This is a genomic window from Flagellimonas crocea, from assembly GCF_033441595.1.
Taxonomy (GTDB): domain Bacteria; phylum Bacteroidota; class Bacteroidia; order Flavobacteriales; family Flavobacteriaceae; genus Flagellimonas; species Flagellimonas crocea.
Window position 1 is genome coordinate 74,301 of the sequence record NZ_JAUZVX010000002.1, and the last position, 23,823, is coordinate 98,123.

Genomic DNA, 23,823 nt, shown 5'->3' on the forward strand with positions numbered 1-23,823 from the left:
GATGAAACGAATTTTATATATAATGCTATGTACGGCTTTATTGACCGGGTGTAGTGAAGAATTTACTGATCTTGCCCCAATTTCCAACAGAAATGAGGCAGACTTTTACAATGCCCCGGAAGACTTTGAGGTGGCCATTAATGCCAGCTATGCAGGTCTACAGAGTACGGGTATCTACGGACGGGGTTATTGGACGATGTTCGAGATGCGCAGCGACAATACCGACCAAGGCCCAGATGCCACTGGTTTGGCGAGGCAGTATACTGAAATCAATTCCTTTACGGAGGATGCGCTCAACGAACAGATTACCGCAGCTTGGAGCGAGTCATATCGGGTAATTGCCAACTGCAATGTCATTTTAGATCGTATACCTCCCATCGAATTGGATGCGGAACTCAAAAATAGGATTACAGGGGAAGCCTTGTTCATTCGATCGTTGGTCTATTATCACATGGCCATCGGTTTTGGAAATATTCCGCTGCAACTGACCCCTTTTGTTAGCGGTGATGAATTGGTGCAGGTCGATGAGACCACCATATTGCAACAATTGGTAACAGATTTGACCGAGGCCGAGGCGAACCTTCCCGTTTCCTACTCAGGGAACCAGGTGGGAAAAGCGACCAAAGGCGCTGCCGCGACCTTACTGGCCAAAGTACTGCTGACCTTGGGCAACAATTCGGAAGCGGAAACCGTCTTAAGACGCATTATTGGGAACTATGGCTACGAACTGTTGCCCAATTATGCCGATTTATGGGGCGTTGCCAATGAAAATAATGCCGAGTCGATATTTGAAGTGCAATATATCAGTGGTGGAATTGGCCAAGGAAGCGTTTTCACCAATGATTTTTCACCAAGTACCGATTTGCAGACCGGAGCTGGGTTTGGACGTAACCGTCCTACCATTTCCATGCAAGAGGCCTATGAGGACGGGGACTTGAGATATGAGGTATCCATGGGTGCCACCTATATCAACGCGGAAGGAGAGGTGGTCGAAGCCAGGCATGTCCGAAAATACCAATCCGATTTGGCCATTGAAAACGACTCCGATATCAATTTTGTGGTCTTTCGATATGCTGATGTGCTCCTCATGCTGGCAGAAGCCTTGGGGGAAAGCTCGGAGAGTTACGACCTAATCAACGAGGTAAGGAACAGAGCAGGGCTTCCGGATATCGATGCTTCGACACCAGGGACTTTTCAAGACAAGTTGCTACAGGAAAGAAGGGTAGAGCTCGCTTTTGAAAATCACCGATGGCCCGACCTCAAACGCTTTGGTGCCGTAAATAAGGTCCTAGAGGCAGAGGACTTCATAACGGATACCCGTGAGTACTTCTTTATCCCGCAAAGGGAAATTGACATCAATCCAAACTTTGTACAGAACTAAATAAGCAAAGACATTAAAAACAAGTGCATGTTTTCATTCATTAGGTTAGTTTGATTGATCCCAAACCGTGAATTTCCTACTTATTGCTTTAGGTGAATCACCGAATTGATCGTTTTAAAACATGTCACCGTGATAGTTGTCCCTTGTGGGACGACCAGACCTTGAACTGAAAAATTTTAATGAACCATTTATCCAAAACAACATGAAAAAAATAGTACTGGCCATTTGTCTATGCTTTGCATTTTCAACCATTCAGGCCCAACAAAAAAAAGTATTGAACATTTTAGCCATTGGAGCACATCCGGATGATTGCGACTCCAAATTTGGGGGCACGGCGGCCTTGTTTGCAAAAATGGGCCATAATGTGAAGTTTTTGTCCTTGACCAATGGTGATGCAGGTCATTATGCGATGGGCGGCGGTGTCTTGGCCAAAAAACGAAGGCAAGAGGCCAAGGACGCTGCAAAAGCATTGGGGATATCCGAGTATGAGGTATTGGACAATCACGATGGTGAATTGTTCCCGACCCTTAATGTGAGATTGGAGGTAATTCGCAGGATTAGGGACTGGGATGCCGATATTGTTTTAGGACTACGGCCAAACGATTACCACCCAGATCATAGAAATGCCGGTTCGGTAGTACAGGATGCAGCGTACATGAACATTGTACCCAATGTCGCACCCGATACCCCTCCCCTCAAAAAGAACCCAGTGTTTTTGTATATGAGCGATCACTTTAAAAAGCCCTATCCCTTCCAAAAAGATATTGCGGTCATTGTTGATGATGTCATCGATACCAAAGTCAAAGGATTGGCTGCCCACGATTCACAAATGTTCGAATGGCTGCCATGGACAAGGGGAGTAGACGTCTCTACCATACCCACAGAGGAAAAGGCAAGATTGGCTTGGTTAAAGGAGGCTTGGATGAACAGGGCACCTGATGCCAGTACTTTGGAGGCCTTAAAAAAATGGTACCCAGGTGTCGATGTTTCCCAAGTGAAACAAGTGGAGTTCTTTGAAATCTGCGAGTATGGAAAACAGCCGTCGGATGAAGAAATAAAAATGTTGTTTCCCATGTTGGGAACCAAATAATGGTAAAGAACACCCCAGGTAGCATCCAAAAATAAATAACCAACCCACCACCCATGGATATTAGCAAGCCCAAGACCAAAAGATACGTCCATATTATCGCATTGGTGATGATCGTTTTCTTTGTGATCTCATTTATCACCAATATTCTCAACTCCATCATAGTGGATGTCAAGGATAGTTTTGATCTAAGCCTGACCTTAACAGGCCTATTACCGTTCACTTTCTTTATAGCCTATGGCATCATGTCCATACCGGCGGGCTTTTTATCCGAAAGATATGGTGAGCGATCATTGCTTTCCATTTCATTTTTGGTCATGGGCCTTGCTTCCCTGGGGTTTGCCATTTTTCCCCAATATGCGGTCTTTAGCGTTACGTTATTTGTGTTGGGCTGTTGTATGGCTGTTTTACAGGTCATCATCAATCCAATGCTACGGGTCGCCGGTGGCGAGGAGCACTTTGCGTTCAACTCGGTGTTGGCGCAATTGGTCTTCGGTGCCGCTTCCTTCCTTAGTCCCTATTTGTACAAGTATCTGGTAAGCAAGGACAATACCGATGATACCATAGCCGAAATGCTACGGGGATGGGTGCCAAAAGAGTTGCCTTGGGTTTCCTTGTACATCGTATTTGCGGCCATTTCATTCCTATTGTTTGTTTATGTCTTTTTGACCAAGTATCCCAGATTTGAAAAGACCGAGGAAGAAAGGGCAGGGGATAAGGGCTCTTATTGGGACCTGTTGAAGAACAAATGGACGCTATTGTATTTTCTGGGCATCTTTTGCTATGTGGGAACGGAACAAGGGGTCGGAAACTGGATTTCCCAATTCCTGAACCAATACCATGGCCTTGACCCACAGACCATAGGAGCCGATACCGTTTCCTATTTCTGGGCCATGTTGACCGTAGGTTGTTTACTGGGCCTTTTGCTTCTCAGGTTTATGGATAGCAGAAAACTGCTCATTCTTACAACGGCCATTACCATGCTGTGTTTGATTTTGGCCCTTACCGGAACGGCACAACTGGCGTTGATCGGTTTTCCTGCAGTGGGATTTTTTATATCCGTTATGTATTCCATCATATTTTCTCTGGCACTTAACTCGGTCAAGGAACATCATGGTTCTTTATCCGGTATACTTTGTACGGGCATTGCAGGCGGTGCCGTAATCCCATTTATAGTAGGGGGTTTGGGCGAATTGATGTCTTTGAAATCAGGAATGTTCTTTTTACTGGTTCCCTTGGCCTTTATCCTGACCATAGGATTTTGGGCCAAACCTTTGGTGAACAATAAGACGATACGTTTAAAAAAGGATTAGTGGAAAAGGAAAACAGGACTGTTGTCGGGGTCGATATAGGAGGTACCAAAATTAAATCGGGAAGGGTTATGGGCACGAAAGTGGAACAGACCGGATATTCCATGGTGGTGAAAACGGATCCACTGGAAAACTCCCTATCCAAATTATACGATACCATTGAAGAAGTAATGACGGAGTCCGTGACCGCCATCGGTGTTGGGGTGCCAGCAGTGGTAGACAAAGATTCCGGAGTTGTTTTTGATGTGCAGAACATTCCGTCCTGGAAAATGGTGCCCTTAAAACAACTCTTGGAGGATCGGTTCAACGTACCCGCTTTTTTGAACAACGACGCCAACTGTTTCGCTTTAGGGGAAAAGCATTTCGGAAAAGCAAGGAATTATGCAAACTGTGTTGCCCTTTCCTTGGGAACAGGGCTTGGTATGGGAATCATAATAGAGAATAAATTATATAGCGGAGTTTTATGCGGTGCCGGAGAAGTTGGAATGCTATCCTACAAAGATGGTATTCTGGAAGAATATACGGGCAGTTTCTTTTTTGAAAAGGTCTATGGTACATCAGCAAAAACGCTTTACGGGAGAGCATTGAAAAATGATGCGCAAGCTCTTGCTGCCTTTGTGGAATATGGTGTGCATTTAGGGGAGGCGATAAAGAACATACTGTATTTGTTTGCCCCCGAAGCCATCATTTTAGGAGGCTCCATTAGTAGGGCACATCCATTTTTTACATCTGCAATGGATGAGGCACTCAAAACATTCGCATACCAAAAGCAATTAGAAAATTTTAAAATAGAAATCTCGGATTTGGTGGACACTCCCATCTTGGGGGCTGCCGCACTTTGTCTTTAAAAATTAACCTTACTGAACATGAGAATATTACTATCAGTAATTCTGGTAAGCTTGTTACTTCAATCCTGTACCCAACCAAAGGCGACAGGAAACCAGCTAGCCATTACCGTTGAAAACAACATAAAAGGGGCGCCCATTACCTTAGGGATACCTTTTCCGAAAGGAGCATTAAATTCAGTGGACCATATTCGTTTACTGACATCCGATGGTATGGAAATCCCTTGCCAGACCACAGAGGTAAGTACCTGGGACCCTATCGATGATAGCATTAAATGGGTATGGGTATTTTTTTTCTCCGAAGAAACAACGGATTATGTATTGGAGTATGGCAAAGGAGTGGTCCCAATGGGGCCTAAGGAAAAAATCATATCGGCCAACAATATGCGGCCAGGTGGTGGGATCGAAGTAAATACCGGGGAGATATCCTTCACTATCGATAAAAAGGGTGACGGGTTTTTGGACAAGGTATTTTTGGATTCCAACAACGATGGTAAGTATTCGGAAAAAGAGTTGATCGCATCTTCCCCTGGAAGTCATAGGGGATCCTTCTTCGATTTGCTCGATGATGCCGGAGTTGATACATCCAAAGCATTTATCCATGAAGTATTCCGGGAGAAAGGATCAGGCCCCATGCATTCCATTTTTAGAATAGAGGGGACATATACCTATAGTAGGGAAGATAACAACATTTCCCCTTTTACCATTTGGTTGCATACCTACGCAGGAAAAAGCTACATCAAGGTATTGCATACCATGACCTATACGGGGATTCCCGATAAACACAAAATTCAGGAAGGGGAGCACGCCAATATTGCGACCCAAAATAAAAAAATCATTTCGGAGAACACAGCGGACGATCCGGGTTGGATGCAGCCCAACGATCAAATAGCTGGGATTGGCCTCCAACTTAAATACCATCTTGACGATAATTCATTGGTTTCCATGCCATTGCAACAGGGTTCATGGAAGAAGGATAAAGCACCAACCGCCTTGCAAGAAGTTAGTCTTGATGATTCCTCCGTTCAATTACTACAAAAGGGACCGGCTAAAAAAAATCCACCGACCTTGAGGGATGTCTATCTCAACCAATTGGACGAAAACAGTGATGGGAACATCAACAATGACAAGGAATTCCAAGCAACCGTTACCCTTGGAGAAGACGATGTGGCCACGTCACAAAGGGCCAAAGGTTGGTTGAACGTGACCGATGGAAAAAGGGGGATCGGCGTAGGAATCCGAAACTTTATGAAAGAATATCCCAAAGGGATAAAGGTAGACCCGGTCAACCATATACTTTTGGGAAGCATTTGGCCGGAGGAGAACGGACCGATGAGTTTTGAAAGGCACCACACTGCAATGGACGGCGGCATGTTGTCCAATTTTGCCCAAGGGATAACCAAAACGACCGAATTCATTTATTATTTCCACGACAGCAAGAGCGATGTTGCCGAAACTATGGATTATGTTGTGGAAAGTCCTGTTGCGCATGCTGCACCGGAATGGTACACCAATTCCAAAGTGTACGGTAACATGGCACCGGCCTCATCCGAGCATACCGAGTTCGAAAATGCACTTCAATATCGATATCAATGGTGGGCCTACAACCAAAAGAACCAACCCTGGTACGGCATGTTCAACTATGGTGATGGAAAGACCTATTATTATAACGGACATTGGGTACAGTGGACCAACAATGAGCCCACCGTTGATTTTATGCTCTGGACCAATTTTATGCGTACGGGAGATCCACAATATTTTGAGATGGCCCAGGCCATGAGCAGACATACCATGGATGTGGACAATGTGCACTGGCCCAAAAAACGAACGTATTATGGCCAGATCAACGATGCCATAGACTTTTGGAATTTCGAGGACGAGCCGGAATCCACACCCTACCTGGGAATTGGAAGGAGACATGCCGCAGAACATTGGTATTCCTTATTGAGCGCACACGTTTGGATCCAGGGTTGGATTGCGGACTACTATCTAACAGGCGACCATAGGGCTTTGGAAGTAGCTAAAATGACCGGTGATACCTATATCAACCGCATATGGGGAGAGCATGATCTACGGGGTAGAAGATTGTATTTGTCCGTACTCAATATGGTGGAGTTATACGATGCGACCAAATTGCAGAAATATAAGGATGAACTGGACGATAGGGTACGATTGATGCTTGAATTCCAAGAGCGTCAGGGAGGAAACCTGGTGTTGGATAGATATGGTTATTCGCAGCCCTATGTGACACAGGGACTTTATAAGTATCAACAGATCACTGGGGATGAAGAAGTACGAAAAGCCTTGTTGAAGCACGCGAGATGGGTTCGCGATGTGCCACCGTTGAACCACGAGATGGAATCTTATTTAGCAACCATATCTCCATTGTTGTTAGGATTTGAGTTTAGTGGCGAACAGAGCTATCTGGACGAAGCCTTGGCAAGGGCAGAAATGCTCAAGGTAGGTGAGTTGCCAAAATCACCGGATGAATATAAAACATCAGAAGAATATAGCAAGGACCTTTTGGGAATATCCAATCTGCCCATGAGCAAGGGGCGCTTCACGAATTGGCAGACCAATCAAGGACTCCGGGTATTTGGTTGGACACATGGCTACAATATTCCATACCTGCTCTATTGGATGGATGAGGCCAATATCAAGTAAAACGTGTAATCTTCGGAAAAGGGATGGCCAAACCTTCGGGAGCCATCCCTTTTTTATGCCAAATTAGAAAGACTGGATATGAGCTATAAAAGACTGGGCTTGGTGTTGGGACCGTTGCTCTTCGTTTTGGTAAGTTGCTGTTTTGAGCCCCAAGGCCTTTCCCATGAGGGACGTGACGTGCTGGCGGCGACCCTTTGGATCGCTGTTTGGTGGGTGTTTGAGGTTATCCCGATTGCGGTTACCGCTTTGTTGCCCATCGTTCTGTTTCCACTCATGGATACCCTTCCATTGGGGGATACCACCGCAAGCTATGGCCATAAGTATGTGTTCCTGTACATGGGAGGTTTTATATTGGCCATGGCCATCGAAAAATGGAACCTCCACAAAAGAATAGCGTTGCATATCATAAGGGTCATTGGCACCAATATGTACCGTATTGTACTGGGCTTTATGGTAGCAACCGCTTTTTTGTCCATGTGGATATCCAATACCGCGACCACGGTAATGGTATTGCCGATGGCCATTTCCATTGTCAAGCAATTAAAGGACAATCCAAATACTCCAGTGGATGAGAATACGGTGTTCAGTAAACTGTTGATGCTGGCCATCGCTTATGCCGCTTCCATCGGTGGTATTGCCACTTTGATAGGAACGCCCCCAAACCTGGTATTCGCCGGATTTGTCCAAAAGGCTTATGGCTGGGATGTGGGGTTTTGGGATTGGATGAAGTTCGGTCTACCCTTATCATCCATCCTATTGGTATTGGGATGGCTTTATTTGACCCGCGTCGCCTTTCCTTTAAGAAATGCTGTTTTTCCTGGGGGAAAAAGGGAGATCGAGCGATTGTTGAACGAACTGGGCCCTCTGCAAATGGAAGAAAAAAGAGTGCTCTTGGTTTTTGTGCTCACTGCGCTGTGCTGGATTTTCAGGTCTTTTTTGCTGCAAAGGTTCATTCCCCATATGGACGATACGATTATAGCCATAACCTCGGCGGTGCTATTATTTCTGGTACCGGCAAACCAAACAGGGCGTCCGTTGATCAATTGGAAGGAAGCGGTTCGCATACCATGGGGCATCATTTTACTGTTCGGAGGGGGCATGGCCATCGCCAAAGGATTTCAAGATACCGGTCTGGCCTCTTTTCTGGGTGCACAGATGACGTTCTTTGAGGGTCTTCCACTGCTTTTGCTTTTACTTTTGATCATTGCCTCTGTCAACTTTTTGACCGAGGTCACATCAAACTTGGCCACCACAGCCATGTTGCTCCCTGTTTTGGCACCCTTGGCCCTTACTTTGAAAATAGACCCGCTGATGTTGTTGGTGGCCTGTACCACGGCAGCGTCGTGTGCGTTTATGTTGCCGGTGGCAACACCTCCCAACGCCGTTGTTTTTGGTTCGGGCTATTTGCGTATTCCCGATATGGTACGTGCCGGACTTTTTATGAACTTACTATCCATAGTTCTTATTTCGCTTTTCATTTATTGGGTGATGCCCTTATTGATGGGGCCGTTTTGATATCGACTGGAGAAGTCTTGGCATAGCGTAAAGACCTGACTACATGAACCGGGCATTGTTATTTCGTTTCATGGACCGGTCCATTACTGCTTCATCCAAATCGGACATGTGTCGGCGCTATGGTCTGCTCCCAATATATCCTTATAGAGCTCTGGTCTTCGGGCATTTTTATAGCGCCAACCACCGGATAGCTGTATTTTGTCCTTTGTAATTTTTGATAGGGTTATTTCGTCATCAAAAGATCGTATCTCGGACAAGACCTCGCCATAGGGGTCCAAGATCATGGAGTTCCCATTTTTAAGATGCTCACCGTCATATCCAATTGGATTCGAGAAGGCATAATAAACACCATTGTCATAGGCCCTGGCAGGTAGCCACCGCATCAACCAGCGCCTTCCCTTGGGTCCATCAAACTCCAAACGCAGCGAAACGGGATCATTTATGCGATTGTCCCAGTATTTATGGTCTACATAGCCCCGGTGTGGCATGGAGGATGGTGTGCAGCCAGTGACATGTGGGGCAAATATGATCTCTGCTCCCAAAAGACTTGTAGCGCGTACATTTTCAATGACATTGTTATCATAACAAATCAGGATACCACATTTCCAACCCAATAGGTCGAATACACAATATTGGTTGCCTGCGGACAAATGTGCATTGATGAACGGATGGATTTTACGGTATTTGGCCACCACCCCTTCGGCCGTAACGCAGATGTAGGTATTGTACAACTTTCCTTCTGCCTTTTCCACCAGACCGGCAAGGATGGGGATGCCCAGTTCAGCTGAAATGGATGTCAGATCCTTAGTACTTTCACCGCTTGGGATTGCTTCTGCCAAACTGTTCAAATCCTCTCGGTCCAGGTCCTTGGTGAAGGTGTATCCGGTCACGCACATTTCATGAAAACTGATTACATCTGCTCCTTTGGCACAGGCCTTTTTGGCAAGTTTGCGGATGACGGAAAGATTATAGGCCTTATCGCCGTCCTTGGGCTCAAATTGTGCTACTGCTATGGTCATGCTATATAAAGGTCGATTTATGTCAATATTTAATTTATGTATACTGCTTTATAGGGTTGTTTTAATCGAGGTTTTAAAATAAGGTTATTTATCCGAACGGCATTGGAACAGGGACACAAATGTGGTGCTATGGCATACCTTTTTTACGCTTCATGGTTGATTTGAAAGGATCAACTCAAATAGGGCATTGATCGAAGCGTGGGTTTTCTTTCATAAAGATGGATGCCTCTGAAAGGCGATGTCCCAATTGGAGTCGTTATGGACAATCCATTTGCTTATATGGATATTTTGGCCAAGGTGAAGGTGATAATTGAAATCAGGTTTTGAATGAGCACCATATGGGAATCATTATTGAAAAGTAGCGTAAATGTAATGGAGCTATTTTTCAATACGTGCGGTAACACCCCCAAATGGGGCAGTCATTATCGATCGTTAGCACAGCATTATTTTGAAATGTGATTAGCCCCGCTTCAGCTATATGTGGCTAAACACTTGGTAGTATGCATTGGATTCACTACATTAAAGATTAGTTTCAGACAACCTCAATTATGTGCTACGATGTCAATGCCCAGCTTGAAACCCAGCTCAAAAGGGCCATGCGGGATGCGGATGAACATGCCATCCGTGAAATCCGTGAAAAAATGGCCAGGGAGACCGATCTGCCCCTGTTCCATGTGACTGGTTTCCAACATCCGAAAATGATTATTTATACCAATGGAAACCCTAATGCACCTGTGGTGTCCCAATGGGGCTTGGTTCCTTTTTGGGCCAAGGATAAAAAAGATATCTGGAACAAGACGCTCAATGCAAGAGGGGAGGCCATTTTTGAGAAGAATTCCTTCAAAACTTCCGCAAAGAACAAACGGTGTCTTATTTATATCGATGGGTTCTATGAACACCATCACCATGGGAAGGAGACCGTTCCCTACTATATTTCCCGAAAGGACCTGCAGCCCATTGCTCTGGCGGGTCTTTGGAATGAGTGGACCGACCCCGAAACCGGGGAAATCCGAAACACCTTTTCCATTGTGACTACTGAAGGTAATCCCATGATGGCCGAGATCCATAACAATCCCAAGATGGCGGGACCTCGTATGCCGGTGATCTTGCCCGATGGATTGGAAGACGAATGGTTGAAACCGTATCGGGACGAGCTGGACCAAAAGCAATTGGAAGAACTGTTGCGACCGTACCCTGAATCGGAACTGGCGGCCCATACCGTTGGGAAACTGCGGGGCAAGGATGCCGTGGGCAATGTGCCCGAAGCCATGGTCCCAGTGGTTTATGATGATGTTAAAACAACCTATTGATGCGGATATACGACTATTTGGCACTGTCCAAAGAGGAACAATGGGAGACCCTGTGGAACAATGCGGTCTATGTGGCCTCCTTCAGATCCATCGACTGTTGTTTTCAACTGTATGCCATGGACCGGTTTTTTATCGAACTGGAACTTTGCACGCAACATGGTTCCATACTGAACATGGGCGTGTTCGTGCATGGTAAGAAAATGGACAAATATACCGATACGGTCTATCAGGACATTTTGGGTTTTCTATGATTACGAGTTTAGAACTGTTCGGTATATGAAGAACCTGGTGCACGGGTTGGACCTTTCCGATACATTTGCCCATCGGATCCAGGCTTCCGATGATTTCAATGCACTCTTGCTGCAGCACTATATCCTGTTCAGTGACGGGGCAACTATGGTGGACTATGCCATACGGGAAAAGGCCCATCTTTTCTCAGGAACCTACGGGTTTGAGGATTATCATGGAAAGGTCAGTGCCTACATCGCATTTCTTGATCGCCTTATCCAAGGATGACCTTACCTGAGTACCGTCTTTCGATTGCTGTCATCCTGGTTCATTCCAAAAACACATTGGACCAGCCGCTTTCCCTGTTATCCAATACCTACACAAGTTAAACGTCGCATCCCGGTATCGGACAAGGGACGGCATAAAGCCCCCGCTGTGGCCATCTCCTGCCCATGGACAGGCCTATTTATTCCGTTTCCTTGCCGCTCAACGTGCTGCCTTCCGTTTGTAGACCACTGTAATTATTGTTTAACCTAAAATCATAAAAAGATGTATGTAGACAACTTACAGCAGGATGAGGTATTTGTGCCGGTACAGATCAGACCTCTAAACGAATTGACCGGAATGCCCGTACGAAAGGGCCTGGAACAGGCCGTGGTCAGCAACGGCAAGATCGTGAACATCGTGTCCCATCGCTATGGGCATATTCCCAACCAACTGTTCTTCAAAAAGGCGGAGCAATTGCTCGTTGATGCCGATCTGACCTACTCCCGTCAGAGCATTAACCGCTCGGACCGTAGTTTCAGCGTGGACTTTGTCCTTACCGACAGTACCCAGTTCTCGGTAGGGCAAGGTGAGGATGTCATTTTACCTATGCTGCGGTTTACCAATGCCTACGATGGGAGCGAACGTACCGCAGGCCATTTTGGGTTCTACCGAAAAGTCTGTTCCAATGGCCTGCACGTGGCCCGGACGGAAATCGGCTTTTCCATCAAGCACCATAAGAACGCCGTGCAGCTCATCATGCCCGAGCTCCAAGGACTGTTCCGCAAATTCCTCGACAATGAGTTCTACAGTATTTCCGGTAGGTTCCACCAGATAATGACCGTGGAACTGCTGGATACCAAGGATTTTGTCCGGGAAGTGCTGGAGCGGACCCAACTGTTCCGCTATGAGTGCAGCGATACCAATGATGCCCCCTCCAAAAAGGCCCGAGAGGTCCTTGAGATCCTTGATGCAGAGGCATTGCAACTGGGTGGTACCCCAAACCTCTGGTTGGGCTATAATGCCTTCAACGCAGTATTGCACCGTAACCTCAAGAAGGGCTTTGCCAAACAGCAACAGTTGGACAGGCAATTGTTCGAGACGGTTTATGAAATGGCCTAACGGTCCAAAGGGCCGCTCCGGTGCCCGTCCAAACCGGAGTTTTGCCACCGATTACACTACAACCTCTACAGTATTTCCCTTTTTTCACCAATCCAAGATTCAAAACGGAACCGTTTGAACATTGGGTACCCGCCGTTAGTAAGGCATTCGAGATGTTTGTTTTGGTACAATTTAAGTTCAGGGATAATTCATGCTTTTGTAGGTAGATTCGAAATCAACCATTTTATGGCGCGAAATGGTGATGTCTTGCAGCTCGGTCGCTGTTCTTTCAATTTACGAACCCATTCTTTTTTTTATTTGGGAGTCATAAGAGTCCAGCACCTTTCTGATATTCTTATGTTTTTCCAATAATTGACCGGCTAGTTTTTCGTCAATATCCAATTCCTCCATCAACATTCTTTTGCCACGGTCGACCAACTTTTTATTGGACAATTGCATATCCACCATCTTGTTCCCACGAACCCTGCCCAATTGGATCATAATGGAGGTGGAAATCATGTTCAAGGCAAGCTTTTGTGCCGTCCCGGCTTTCATCCGTGTACTGCCGGTGACAAATTCAGGCCCCACGACCAACTCTATGGGATGATCGGATAGCTTAGAAAGTGGCGCATGGGCATTACAGGCTATACTTCCCGTCAAAATGGAATGTTCCTTGGACTTTCGTATTCCCCCAATGACATAGGGCGTAGTACCTGAGGCGGCAATCCCCAGTACAATATCCTTTTCACTGATATTGAATGCTTGAAGGTCTTTCCAGGCTTGATCTAAATCATCTTCCGCATTTTCCACTGCCTTCCGCAAGGCTTTGTCACCCCCGGCGATCAGACCGATGATCCAATCATCGGACACCCCAAAGGTAGGGGGGCATTCCGAGGCATCGAGGACACCCAGCCTTCCACTGGTGCCTGCGCCGATATAAAACAGTCTGCCCCCTTTTTTCATTTTGGCAACCGCATGATCGACAAACTCCTTGATTTGAGGAATTGCCTTTTCCATCACCAAAGGAACGCCCTTATCCTCATGGTTGATATTGGTCAACAATTCGAGGGTATCCATCTTTTCGAGACCGTCATAATTCGAAGGCTGCTCGGTCATATACTTGTTATTACTCATTTCTTTGTTTTAATTAAAATCAATCCTAAAAAAGTTAAACCACCGTTTACGGCAATATTGATGAAACCCATATCGAAATCATAGGTGTCCTTGAGAAACAGGCTCAAAAGATAGGTGGCTATGGGAGCCAGAACACATATGATCGGGACCACATGGTCCTTGATTTTTATGGTAGTAAACATTCCAAATACATAAAGCCCCAGTAAAGGACCATAGGTATATCCAGCCACATTGAAGATCAAGGAAATTACATCGCCCCTGCTATTTGAAAATAACATAATGATCCCAAAAACAACTATGGAAAAACCAAACAATACGATGTTCTTTATTCGTTTGGGGTTTTTAACGGTTTTGTTTGAAATGTCCAAGAAATCATAGGTAAAGGACGTAGTCAATGCCGTCAAGGCGGAATCGACACTTGAAAAAGAAGCTGCTATAACGCCCAACAGAAAAAAGATTCCGGTCACAGGGCCCAAATGGTTCAACGCAATATTCGGGAATAAGGTATCGGTATCCAATAGCGTACCATTTGCGTCCATGGGCAACCCTAATCCCATATGTTCGGCATAGATATACAATAAGATGCCCAGCCCCATAAACAGAAACTGGGTTATGGCCAATATGGAACTGTAGCTCAGTGTATTTTTCTGTGCCTCCCATACATTCTTGCAACTAAGGGTCTTTTGCATCATATTCTGGTCCAATCCGATCATCGCTATCGCTACCAAAATACCTGCAATGAACTGTTTGAAAAAGTTATTGTCCGACTTGGGTTCCCAGTTGAAGACATCAAAATAGGGATGGTCGACAATCTCATTTATCGATGCCGTAAATGTGAGGTTCAATGAAGTAATTACATAGTAACACGTGATCAGGGCACCTAAGATCAAAAAGATGGTTTGAAGGGTATCCGTCCAAACAATGGTTTTGATGCCGGACTTATACGAATACAGCCAAACCATTAACAAAATGGCGATAACGGTAATTGGGAACGGGCTTCCTATCTTTTCAAAAAACACAAATTGGAGGATCTTGGCCGCCAACAATAACCGTAGCGAAGCACCAAAGGACTGGGAAATCAGGAAAAACAAAGATCCGGTTTTATAGGCCCTATTACCAAATCGTTCCAATAAATAGGAATAGATGGATACCAACCTTAGCCGATAATACAGCGGGATGAGTACAAAAGTGATAAAGAGATACCCGACGACGTTACCCAGTATGAATTGGAAGAAATGAAAATTATTGTTTCCCACCATCCCGGGCAATGACACATAGGTTACTCCCGAAAGTCCGGCACCTATCATACCAAAGGCAACCAAAAACCAGGGAGATTGACGGTCCCCGGTAAAGTAGGTCTCATCGCCACTATTTCTGGAAGTAGCATACGAAATGGCCATGAGCACCAGAAAATAAAAGAGAATGACGAAAAAGATCAGGGTAAGGTCCAACGAAAACGGTTTTTGTGGTTCAACAATAAGCTACTGGCTATTGCGGTTCGTAAATGATGCCGGAGGAGGAATCCTTGGACGCCCCTGTGACGGAGCTCAACACATTGGTTTCATTTACCATTTTTAGCACGCCCATCAATGCAAATACAACGGCTTCTTTGAACGCTATGATTTCCGCAGGCGGGATGACCAATTTCCCCGTCGTCCCCAACTGCTCCTGCAGGACCCTTATCAAATAGCCGTTCATTGCACCTCCACCGGTCACCAGCATACTGGCCTCTTTTTGGGAGCGGTTTAAATTGACCTGTACAACTATCTGTTCGCATATATGATGGATACAGGTATGCAACAGATCTTTTGGGTCATTATCGTAATGATCCAGAATAGGCACTACTTGTTCCATGAACCATTCAAATCCGGTTGATTTGGGAAAGGGTTGCTGATAATATTCTAGCTTGTTCAAATCATTTAAAAGTTTGGGAAGGAGCCTTCCTTTTTGCGCCAGTTGTCCCCCATCGTCGTAGGGTAATCCGATCTTTGCCGTGATGTGATTCAATACCATGTTCGCGAGACCGATATCGTAAGCGATTCGCCGGCCTTTGTGCTCAAAAGAAATATTGCTGATTCCTCCCAAATTGAGGCAAAAATCGTATGCATGGAAGAAGTGGCTATCCCCTATGGGAACCAAGGGGGCACCTTGGCCTCCCAAGGAGATATCCTTATTCCTAAAATCACAAATAACTTTGTACCCAGCGGTATTGGCCAGGTACTGCCCAGAGCCCAACTGATGGGTAAAGCCAAGTTCTGGTCGGTGATGGCTGGTATGCCCATGACTCGCAATAAAGTCTACTTCAATTCCGGCACTTTGAATAAAATCCTTTACCCTTTCACCCAGCCAAATACCATATTTCACATCAAAAGCCAGGAGTTCACTGGCAGATAGATATATGGATTTCCTAAGCTGTTCTTTCAATCCATTGTTATACGGTATGCCTTTGGTCTTCTTGATCTCAAAATCCCACCTATCGCCTGTTCTCCAGATATGACAATAGGCGATATCCAGGCCATCCAAGGATGTTCCCGACATTAAACCAATTACCTTAAACGTCTTCATTTCAATCGATTTTCAATATCAGGGAAATCGGTCTGCCCTCCGAATTCAAAACTTCTTTGATGCTGTTCAGCTGTAGGGATGATTCCCCGATGATGTTGACCCAATCTTCCAAAGTCCTCGCATACCACTCGTGGCCGTCCCTAAAATTACCGGGTAGCCCCTGCCATGAATCGGAAATCAGTTGACTTTTATAATCCAGTCCATTATCGAACATAAAAAAGGGGTGCAGCGTTTGAATCAAGATCTTACCTTCCGTATGCAACTGATTTTTTGTGGCACGCAAAAGATCGGTAAGGCCTTCTTTTTGATAAAGACAAAAGTTGAATACCGCGATGTCGAAAGGAGCTTCTGGTATGGGCTGTCCCTCCATGAGATCCTCATAGGACATTTGGTGATAGGACTCAGGCCCTTTCGATCGGGCTGCGACCAATAGCGGCTCGATGGCATCTATTCCTACCGCTTTTTTTCCCATTTCCGTTATGGCCCTTGTGAGCCATCCCTCTCCACAGCCTATATCGATCACCTTATCCCCAGCAAGGTTTTTTAGTTCGCCAACAATGGCCTTATTGGTAAATCTCCTGGACCCGATTTCTTCGTTGGCAATGACTTTTATCCATTCCTTGGCGTTTTTGTTCCAAGCGTCTATAATCCTTTGGTTCATCATATCCTACCGTTCTAAAATTAATTAAGCGTAAACCATGATTGTACATAAAAGGCCTACAACAAAAACAGAGGTTGTAGGCCCAGTAAACTAAAACTAACTCAAACCGCTATGCTATAGTAGTTTATATGCTCGGGTCATCTGGGGTATTCGGATTACTGTTTCTCTCCAGATCGGGATACGGATAGAAGTTGCGGTTTCTTTCTTCCGTGTAGATCATTGATGTCCCACTGGGTTCCGGTCTACCGAATCTCCTGCTGTCTTCCAAGCTCATACCTGTCAAGAAGAGTTCTGCCCTTCGATTTTTATATACTTCCATCAAAATGGCCTCTGATGTTGACGCACCGGCATAAGGGCCTACATTGGCATTGATTCCGAAAGGATCATCGGTATCGGTAAGCACTTCGTTCAAGGCGGCCACGGCAGCACCAAGGTCAGGACCCGACTTTCTGATATTTGCCTCCGCCACTATCAAATTCATCTCATCCGGAATGTAAACAGGTATGGAACCGGTATTTACGTTGAAAAAGCCCGCCAAGTCCTCAATCGGCAATCCGTTTTGATTGGTTTCGTCCAAGGGCACCAAATAGAAAGCGTTACGCCCATCGGCAGGATCGAAGACAAATTCGGACGGGAGGCCAAAATTATCCCTTGGCTTAAAGTTGGGTGCATTGTTCAGAAAGACACGGCTCCAAATGGGATTCAAATTGATGGCATCATACTCAAACGTGGACGTGCTTGTAAGGTCCACGCTGTTTGCAGCGGTTATTGCGGCTTCATAATTTCCCGCGAACAGATTGTATCGTGCGAGCAATGCATTGATGGCATTGCGGACATCGATATTCCCTAAGGTTACGGCATTGATGAACTCCTGTGAAACGGGATTCTCATCGATGGCACTTTTTGCTTCGTTCAACAAAGTAATGGCCGTTTCATAGCCAGATACCCTTGGGACAAATTCAGCCTGATTATCCGTATTGGAGACAACGATGACCTGTTCAAAATTCTGTGCCAAATTTCCTATGGCCAAAGCCTTGAACAGTTTGGCATGCGCTATCAGGCCGCTCTGTGTTCCTGCCTCCAATTCAATGGTTCCTGCATTGGCCTCGATATCCTCGGCTATTTTTATGATGCGCAACATGGAAGACCATAAGCCCTGCACATTTGAATTGAAATTGGGCAAGCTTGTTCCGCCATCCTCAAGTTCGATCATATTCTGGAAGGTGGTCGTAATACCGCCTTCCCGCGTCGTTATCGCAGGGGTTTCCACGGCCCATCGTACCCCCGTGGTCGAGTACAACTGTTGTAGTCCGACGGATGCCGCGAGAATACCTTCACGGGATGAAAAGGTTTCATCTACCGTTGCGGCATTGGGATTGTCGAAATCGGTCTCACAAGAAGCCAATAGTACTATTGACATCAGTGTTAATACGGTGCTGTATATGTTATGTTTTTTCATCGTTGTTCTTTTTTAGAAGTTGACATTTATACCTATTTGATATGTGCGCGGGATAGGTACCCCGGCAAAATCAAATCCTCTAACTCCATTGCTCTGTCCGGCAGAGTTGATTTCAGGGTCCCAACCACTGTAGTCATCCCAAGAAATCAAGTTCCTGCCCACTAGACTGATCTTCAAATTATCGACCCCTTTGAACGGTTCCCTTAGATTATAGCTTAGGGCCAATTCCCGAAGCTTTACAAAAGAACCATCCTCAACAAATTCCTCGAAAATACCTGCCTGTGCACCTCCGAAACCTTTAGGTCGGTTACCCAATAATTCCTGGCCTACATTGAACCCGCCTCCAAAGATGACGTTGTCCAACAATCTTCTGTTCCAGTTGAAGACATCGAATCCTTGAACGGCATCGAACTGGACCCTAAAGGAAAAGTCCTTATAGGTAAATTCATTGATCAGGGAACCGAACCATTCTGGGTTGGGATCACCGATCACTTTCGATGTGGAACCATCTTCCGTGACCCCCGTAAAGGGATATCCATTTTCATCCAAGGAAATACTTCCATCGGGATCGCGAGCATAGAACTGTCTGTAGAATACCCCCAATGGTTCACCTTCGATGACAAAGTTGGTCGAGAAACTGCCCGCGAGCGCAAACTGCCCTCCACCGGCGACATTGGTAACCGTATTCTCATTCTTGGAGTAGGTGGCGGTAATGTCCCACGAAAAATCCTCTGATTTTATGGGGGAACCCTTTAAAAGAATTTCCAGACCTTTGTTCTCCAAGTTGCCCACATTCTCTATTCGGGAAGCGAAACCGGTCGATGGGGCAAGCTCCCTGGGCAATAATAGGTCCGTGACATCCTGCTTGTAATACGTCGCTTCGATACCCAGTCTATTGTTCAAGAACCCGGCGTCAAAACCGAACTCTATTTCCTCTTGCCGCTCCGGCGCTATATTCAAATCCCCCTGTTGGGTACTTGGAATCAAACTTGGAGAGCCATTGATGGCTGCCGGATTGAGCAAGGTAAAACGCTGAAATGCCGTAAGTGCGGTAAGGTTCCCCGCCTGTCCCCAGGAGGCCCTTACTTTAAATGTGCTAAAGGCATCCCCAAAGGTGTCCTCCCAAAAGTCCTCCTCGGAAAGAATATAGGACAGACTCGCTTTGGCATAGAGCTGGTTACGCTCGTCCTCCCCAAAGGTAGAGGCGCCATCCTGCCGCAATGCACCGTTGATATAGAGTTTGTCCTTATAGCCAAACGATTGTTGGATAAAGGCACCCCAATACGATATCTGTGACCTGCCCTCTCCTTGGGCCAATATGCTGCCGCTTTCCGCGGTTTCCACGATGGGCGGAAGTCCGTCGGCGCTGATGCCAATACGGTCAAACTCCTCATACTGCCAAGAGCCGCCCAAGGTAGTTGTTGACGTGATCGCTTCATTGATATTGGTTTTATAGGACAGGTTCAAATCACTGTTATATTGAAAATTGTTGATGTCCGATCTTCTGGCAAATCCGTTCCCGTTCGGTGAGGTATTGTTGATCGGGATAAATGCCGTAGCGGATTGATTGAAATAATCCAATCCCAAGGTATAGTTGGCGGAAAGCTTCTCGGTGATTTTGGCGTCCAATCCGATACTTGTGATGAAACGGTTGACCTTTTGTCCGAAATCAAAGCGGTTGACCGCTTCCAGAGGGTTGGTCCGTGGAACTAAATTGGAGGTCACGGGGTAAACACCGGATTCATTGGGAAAGGGGTTGATCGAGTTATCGCTGAACACAAAGCCCGTAATGGCCCCGTAAGCCGCATTGATACCGCCGTTGGGAATATCGTTACTTACACTTCGCACGTAATTCAGTCCTGCATTTACGGTCAGCCAATCAAAGGCCTTCTGGGTCAAATTCGCCTTAAAGCCGATACGCCGAAAATCCGTGTTCTCTATGATTCCCTCATTGTCCAAATGGGATGCGGAAAGAAAATAAGAGGTCTTCTCATTGCCCCCATTCATGGAAATATAGTTTTCAACACCGAATCCCGTGCCAAAAAATTCATCCTGATAGTTGTATCGGGTTGCCGGAACTGTCTCTAGGTTATTTCTATCGAACGGGTCGACCCATGATAGTGGGACCGTGTTATAATCTATTTCTTTACGAAGTTCATTGACCCTTACATTCGTGGAAAAACTGAACCTTGGTTCCCCGGACCTTCCCTTTTTTGTAAAAATTTGTACCACACCATTACTGGCCCTAGATCCATAAACGGCTGCCGCAGCGGCACCTTTTATGATTTCGATACGCTCGATATCGTTTGGGTTCAAGTCGGCCAATCTGTTCTGTGCATTACCTCCTAGGTCGATCAACTGGTTACTTGAATTGCTAATAATAATCCCATCCACGATATACAAGGGATCTGAACTTCCCAGAACGGTGCTGGGGCCCCGCAAGCGAATGCTTATCCCTCCGGCAGGGTCACCTGAGTTTTGTTGGACCAAGGCGCCGGTGACTTTTCCGGATATGGCCTGGTCTACAGCAGTGGCACCATTATTCACCAAATCCTCCGACTTGACCGAAGAAATGGAATTACCCAAGGTACGCTTGTTCACTCCTACCGTAGAACCGGTGACCACGACTTCGTCCAAGCTCAAAAGGTCTTCTTGAAGCATGACGTCCGTTACCACGTTCCCTTCCGAACCTATGGTAATCGGCACCGTCTTGGTGGTGTACCCTAGATAACTTACCTGCAATTGATAGCTCCCGCTGGCCACATTTCCAGTGAAGGAATACTTTCCGTCAAAGTCGGTTACTCCCCCTATGGTAGTATTCTTGATAAATACGGATGCACCTGGAATCGGTGCCCCATCGCTACTATCGCTAACCGTACCGCTAAAGGAATAATCTGATGTTTGTGCAAATGCGAAAGCGCTTGCGAACAGCATCAGAAAACCGGCCAGTCTGGATAGGATCTTGTTGTGATTTAAACTTCGTTTTTCCATTTTACACTGAGTTAATTAATTGATTTCGAGAATTAATGTCATTTTTTGAAAGTTGTACGTTTCCATAAAAGTAACCAAAAAATGATAACTTGCAATATTTTGCGGTTTTAATTTGCAATATATCGAAAATATAAATTAATTTTCAGTTATATGGCAAAATCCTGCTACATTTAATGCGAATAGTACCGAACCAACCCATACCAACACCATGCTCAAGGAAGAAAGACACCAACTGATATTGAATGAAGTAGCTTTACATAACCGGGTCTTATTGGCCGATATCGCTGAGGTTCTCAATGTTTCGGTGGACACGGTCAGAAGGGACGTGATACAACTGGATACCGAAAAAAAGTTAAAAAAGGTGCACGGTGGGGCCGTTTCCCTGGCCTATGCCAATAATACCGGGGAACAGACCAAGGTCTACGCAATCGAAAAGAAACGGATCATTGCAAAAAAAGCGGTGCAATTATTGCGCAATGGCAATATCATCATCATCCATGGGGGAACGACCTGTCTGGAATTTGCCAGGAACATTCCCGAAAAAATGAGCCTTACCTGTTTTACATTGAGCTTGCCCATTGCCATAGAATTATGCAAAAAGCCGAAGCTGGAGGTCATTTTCTTGGGAGGCACCATAGCGAAAGAGTCCCAAATTGCGTCCGGTGGACAGGCAATCCACAATTTGTCGAAGATCAATGCCGATTACGGCTTTATCGGAACAGGATATGTCGATGCGAACTATGGGCTAACGGAGTTTGATTGGGAAAGTGTTCAGGTCAAAAATGCGGTCATTCAGGCTTCGAAGAGTACAGTACTCCTCACGATATCGGAAAAGCTGAACTCCAGGAACCGATATAAAACTTGTGAGATGAGCGATATAACTACGATGATTACGGAACTGGAGCCTACCGCTAACATCTTGGAAGATTTTAGAAATACAGGTGTTCATTTGGTTTGATTGGTATGCGCTGTAGTGCTCTCCAAAACAGGAAGTCATATTTTCTTTCCTTTCAGGTCTATCCTGTTTAGTGAGTTGATCGTTTTTCACCTCTTCCACTATGAATTGGCCTTTTTCTCCCAATCCTTGATATAGGCATCTAGGTTGAGCAAGGTGTAATTTATCCGTTCCAAGGGAAATTTTTGGGAATCGTAGCGACCATCTATAGCGGTAAGTTTGCTATTTGCCCACGCTTTGGTTTCCTTATGTTCCGGGTGTCTGGGTTTTTCCAAGATCCTTAAAAAATCATAAAAGCCAGATACACCACCGACATCCTCTGGCGGGCAGCTCAATGTTCCTGCACAACAGACAGGAAAGGGGATGGACAGATCAGGTATGATTAGCTCCACAGTCAGAATATGTTGCCAGTAATCCCCAAAATCATATAGATATTCCAATTGCTGTCCCTTAAGCTGCAGTACATCGCCAATGGTGATCGTTTTCGAATCGATGACTTCATTTGGACCATTAAAACCATCGTCCTCAAATGGTTGGCCAATACGATAGCTATCCATGGAGAATTCATACAGATGGTAGTTTTCCCATCCCATTACAATTTGAATGATATGATGTAGCCTATAAAACTTGGTATCGGATGAGACCAAAAATTCACGCCATATTTTTGGTGAGGTTCCATCCAATTCGATGCGAAACTTGAATGTTTTGTTCAATGTACAATGCTTACTTAATGAATTGGGCCCAATTTTATAACAAAAAGGGCATAAATAAAAATGGTATCGAATTGAATTCCCGAAACGGTGCTTCCAGCAATCGATTTTATGGGATTTGGATACCAGTGCACTTTCTTTTGGAAAGGTTAAATGGGCACACTTTGACCCATACCCATTAGTGTGCAACAGGATGGGGATTTTTTACAACCTGCCAAAGTGGATTCTTAAATTCTATATAAGACGGCTATATTTTCTATCCAATATTACAGAAAGTTAAGCTCGCACAATTTCTCGGACGAGGGGTATAAAGCCGTTGCCGAGGCCACTCACGAAATGCAGTCGGCCGATTTTCCGTTTCCTCGCCACTCCAAAATTTTATCTACCGCTCGGTTACTGCTCGAGTATTGTTTAACCAAGATCCTAGAATCAGGTAAAAACAAAAAAACAAAGAGTGGCCCGTAAGGACAACCACCAGTTCAATGAAGTGGTGGAGATGATCCGGAAGACTGACTATATCGATCGGAAGGAGCCCTTAAACAGGGATGAAACGGTGGCCCTTGCCATCTCACTGTTCAAGAACAACATCGGATAGGAAGACCTAAGGGAGCATTTCAGACGGTT

Annotated in this window: 20 protein-coding genes; 12 read left to right on the forward strand and 8 right to left on the reverse strand. The window is 45.5% G+C overall.

Annotation, left to right across the window (positions count from 1 at the left end; all coding sequences use genetic code 11):
• Position 1 precedes the first annotated feature (1 nt).
• The 6 genes from SD449_RS05515 (at position 2) to SD449_RS05540 (ending at position 8,802) form a co-directional block, all read left to right on the forward strand.
• Positions 2-1,381 carry a RagB/SusD family nutrient uptake outer membrane protein gene (locus tag SD449_RS05515; RefSeq protein WP_166250126.1) on the forward strand — a complete coding sequence of 460 codons (1,380 nt, stop codon included), beginning with the start codon at positions 2-4 and terminating at the stop codon, positions 1,379-1,381.
• 202 nt (positions 1,382-1,583) lie between these two features.
• Complete coding sequence (locus tag SD449_RS05520) at positions 1,584-2,471, forward strand: PIG-L deacetylase family protein (protein ID WP_166250127.1); 888 nt, start codon at positions 1,584-1,586, stop codon at positions 2,469-2,471.
• Positions 2,472-2,524: 53 nt separating this feature from the next.
• Positions 2,525-3,781 (forward strand): MFS transporter, encoded by a 1,257-nt coding sequence (locus SD449_RS05525; protein ID WP_166250128.1) that lies wholly within the window; start codon positions 2,525-2,527, stop codon positions 3,779-3,781.
• Positions 3,781-4,626, forward strand: coding sequence for an ROK family protein (locus tag SD449_RS05530; protein WP_166250129.1), 846 nt, complete (start codon positions 3,781-3,783; stop codon positions 4,624-4,626). Before SD449_RS05525 ends, SD449_RS05530 begins: the two co-directional genes overlap by 1 nt.
• An 18-nt stretch (positions 4,627-4,644) precedes the next feature.
• Positions 4,645-7,287: an exo-rhamnogalacturonan lyase family protein gene (locus tag SD449_RS05535; protein ID WP_205791796.1), complete on the forward strand. Its 2,643-nt coding sequence runs from the start codon at positions 4,645-4,647 to the stop codon at positions 7,285-7,287.
• Positions 7,288-7,365: 78 nt separating this feature from the next.
• Positions 7,366-8,802 (forward strand): SLC13 family permease, encoded by a 1,437-nt coding sequence (locus SD449_RS05540; protein ID WP_166250130.1) that lies wholly within the window; start codon positions 7,366-7,368, stop codon positions 8,800-8,802.
• Between the two features lie 83 nt (positions 8,803-8,885).
• Here SD449_RS05540 and SD449_RS05545 read toward each other — a convergent pair whose 3' ends face one another.
• Positions 8,886-9,821 carry a nitrilase family protein gene (locus tag SD449_RS05545; protein ID WP_166250131.1) on the reverse strand — a complete coding sequence of 312 codons (936 nt, stop codon included), beginning with the start codon at positions 9,819-9,821 and terminating at the stop codon, positions 8,886-8,888.
• Positions 9,822-10,369: 548 nt separating this feature from the next.
• Here SD449_RS05545 and SD449_RS05550 point away from each other — a divergent pair.
• From SD449_RS05550 to SD449_RS05565, 4 genes are all read left to right on the forward strand, one after another.
• Positions 10,370-11,131, forward strand: a complete 762-nt coding sequence (locus SD449_RS05550) for an SOS response-associated peptidase (protein ID WP_166250132.1) — start codon at positions 10,370-10,372, stop codon at positions 11,129-11,131.
• Positions 11,131-11,382 carry a hypothetical protein gene (locus tag SD449_RS05555; protein ID WP_166250133.1) on the forward strand — a complete coding sequence of 84 codons (252 nt, stop codon included), beginning with the start codon at positions 11,131-11,133 and terminating at the stop codon, positions 11,380-11,382. Before SD449_RS05550 ends, SD449_RS05555 begins: the two co-directional genes overlap by 1 nt.
• A 25-nt stretch (positions 11,383-11,407) precedes the next feature.
• Positions 11,408-11,647, forward strand: a complete 240-nt coding sequence (locus tag SD449_RS05560) for a hypothetical protein (protein WP_166250134.1) — start codon at positions 11,408-11,410, stop codon at positions 11,645-11,647.
• A 261-nt stretch (positions 11,648-11,908) separates the two neighbouring features.
• The gene (locus tag SD449_RS05565) at positions 11,909-12,745 is read left to right on the forward strand and encodes a DUF932 domain-containing protein (RefSeq protein WP_166250135.1); all 837 of its coding nucleotides are present in this window, start codon (positions 11,909-11,911) and stop codon (positions 12,743-12,745) included.
• A gap of 273 nt (positions 12,746-13,018) precedes the next feature.
• On the opposite strand, the gene murQ is transcribed toward SD449_RS05565, so the two are convergent.
• From murQ to SD449_RS05595, 6 genes are all read right to left on the reverse strand, one after another.
• Positions 13,019-13,858: an N-acetylmuramic acid 6-phosphate etherase gene (gene murQ / locus SD449_RS05570; RefSeq protein WP_166250136.1), complete on the reverse strand. Its 840-nt coding sequence runs from the start codon at positions 13,856-13,858 to the stop codon at positions 13,019-13,021.
• Positions 13,855-15,309 carry a sodium:solute symporter gene (locus SD449_RS05575; RefSeq protein WP_240905085.1) on the reverse strand — a complete coding sequence of 485 codons (1,455 nt, stop codon included), beginning with the start codon at positions 15,307-15,309 and terminating at the stop codon, positions 13,855-13,857. The genes murQ and SD449_RS05575 overlap by 4 nt, the downstream gene beginning before the upstream one ends.
• Before the next feature lie 37 nt (positions 15,310-15,346).
• Positions 15,347-16,423 carry an anhydro-N-acetylmuramic acid kinase gene (locus SD449_RS05580; RefSeq protein WP_166250137.1) on the reverse strand — a complete coding sequence of 359 codons (1,077 nt, stop codon included), beginning with the start codon at positions 16,421-16,423 and terminating at the stop codon, positions 15,347-15,349.
• A gap of 1 nt (position 16,424) precedes the next feature.
• The gene (locus SD449_RS05585) at positions 16,425-17,087 is read right to left on the reverse strand and encodes a class I SAM-dependent methyltransferase (protein WP_240905086.1); all 663 of its coding nucleotides are present in this window, start codon (positions 17,085-17,087) and stop codon (positions 16,425-16,427) included.
• Positions 17,088-17,208: 121 nt separating this feature from the next.
• Entirely contained in the window at positions 17,209-18,543 is a 1,335-nt protein-coding gene (locus tag SD449_RS05590; protein ID WP_166250138.1) for a RagB/SusD family nutrient uptake outer membrane protein, read from the reverse strand.
• A 12-nt stretch (positions 18,544-18,555) separates the two neighbouring features.
• On the reverse strand, positions 18,556-21,534 hold the full coding sequence (locus SD449_RS05595; protein WP_166250139.1) for a SusC/RagA family TonB-linked outer membrane protein: 2,979 nt from the start codon (positions 21,532-21,534) through the stop codon (positions 18,556-18,558).
• A gap of 208 nt (positions 21,535-21,742) precedes the next feature.
• On the opposite strand from SD449_RS05595, the gene SD449_RS05600 reads away from it, so the two are divergent.
• Positions 21,743-22,492 carry a DeoR/GlpR family DNA-binding transcription regulator gene (locus SD449_RS05600; RefSeq protein WP_166250140.1) on the forward strand — a complete coding sequence of 250 codons (750 nt, stop codon included), beginning with the start codon at positions 21,743-21,745 and terminating at the stop codon, positions 22,490-22,492.
• A 98-nt stretch (positions 22,493-22,590) separates the two neighbouring features.
• On the opposite strand, the gene SD449_RS05605 is transcribed toward SD449_RS05600, so the two are convergent.
• A complete protein-coding gene (locus SD449_RS05605) occupies positions 22,591-23,202 on the reverse strand; it encodes a plasmid pRiA4b ORF-3 family protein (protein WP_166250141.1) in 612 nt (203 codons plus the stop codon).
• A 451-nt stretch (positions 23,203-23,653) separates the two neighbouring features.
• Between SD449_RS05605 and SD449_RS05610 the strand changes: the two genes are divergently transcribed.
• Positions 23,654-23,794, forward strand: coding sequence for a hypothetical protein (locus SD449_RS05610; protein ID WP_166250142.1), 141 nt, complete (start codon positions 23,654-23,656; stop codon positions 23,792-23,794).
• The last annotated feature ends 29 nt before the right edge of the window (positions 23,795-23,823 follow it).

What these genes read in the sequence shown, in the direction of transcription:
- SD449_RS05545 (WP_166250131.1), bottom strand. Translation starts at nt 9,821, where the DNA reads ATGACCATAGCAGTAGCACAATTTGAGCCCAAGGACGGCGATAAGGCC.
- SD449_RS05520 (WP_166250127.1), top strand. Translation starts at nt 1,584, where the DNA reads ATGAAAAAAATAGTACTGGCCATTTGTCTATGCTTTGCATTTTCAACC.
- SD449_RS05560 (WP_166250134.1), top strand. Translation starts at nt 11,408, where the DNA reads ATGAAGAACCTGGTGCACGGGTTGGACCTTTCCGATACATTTGCCCAT.
- SD449_RS05550 (WP_166250132.1), top strand. Translation starts at nt 10,370, where the DNA reads ATGTGCTACGATGTCAATGCCCAGCTTGAAACCCAGCTCAAAAGGGCC.
- SD449_RS05515 (WP_166250126.1), top strand. Translation starts at nt 2, where the DNA reads ATGAAACGAATTTTATATATAATGCTATGTACGGCTTTATTGACCGGG.
- SD449_RS05555 (WP_166250133.1), top strand. Translation starts at nt 11,131, where the DNA reads ATGCGGATATACGACTATTTGGCACTGTCCAAAGAGGAACAATGGGAG.
- SD449_RS05525 (WP_166250128.1), top strand. Translation starts at nt 2,525, where the DNA reads ATGGATATTAGCAAGCCCAAGACCAAAAGATACGTCCATATTATCGCA.
- SD449_RS05585 (WP_240905086.1), bottom strand. Translation starts at nt 17,087, where the DNA reads ATGATGAACCAAAGGATTATAGACGCTTGGAACAAAAACGCCAAGGAA.
- SD449_RS05590 (WP_166250138.1), bottom strand. Translation starts at nt 18,543, where the DNA reads ATGAAAAAACATAACATATACAGCACCGTATTAACACTGATGTCAATA.
- murQ (WP_166250136.1), bottom strand. Translation starts at nt 13,858, where the DNA reads ATGAGTAATAACAAGTATATGACCGAGCAGCCTTCGAATTATGACGGT.
- SD449_RS05595 (WP_166250139.1), bottom strand. Translation starts at nt 21,534, where the DNA reads ATGGAAAAACGAAGTTTAAATCACAACAAGATCCTATCCAGACTGGCC.
- SD449_RS05600 (WP_166250140.1), top strand. Translation starts at nt 21,743, where the DNA reads ATGCTCAAGGAAGAAAGACACCAACTGATATTGAATGAAGTAGCTTTA.
- SD449_RS05565 (WP_166250135.1), top strand. Translation starts at nt 11,909, where the DNA reads ATGTATGTAGACAACTTACAGCAGGATGAGGTATTTGTGCCGGTACAG.
- SD449_RS05540 (WP_166250130.1), top strand. Translation starts at nt 7,366, where the DNA reads ATGAGCTATAAAAGACTGGGCTTGGTGTTGGGACCGTTGCTCTTCGTT.
- SD449_RS05535 (WP_205791796.1), top strand. Translation starts at nt 4,645, where the DNA reads ATGAGAATATTACTATCAGTAATTCTGGTAAGCTTGTTACTTCAATCC.
- SD449_RS05580 (WP_166250137.1), bottom strand. Translation starts at nt 16,423, where the DNA reads ATGAAGACGTTTAAGGTAATTGGTTTAATGTCGGGAACATCCTTGGAT.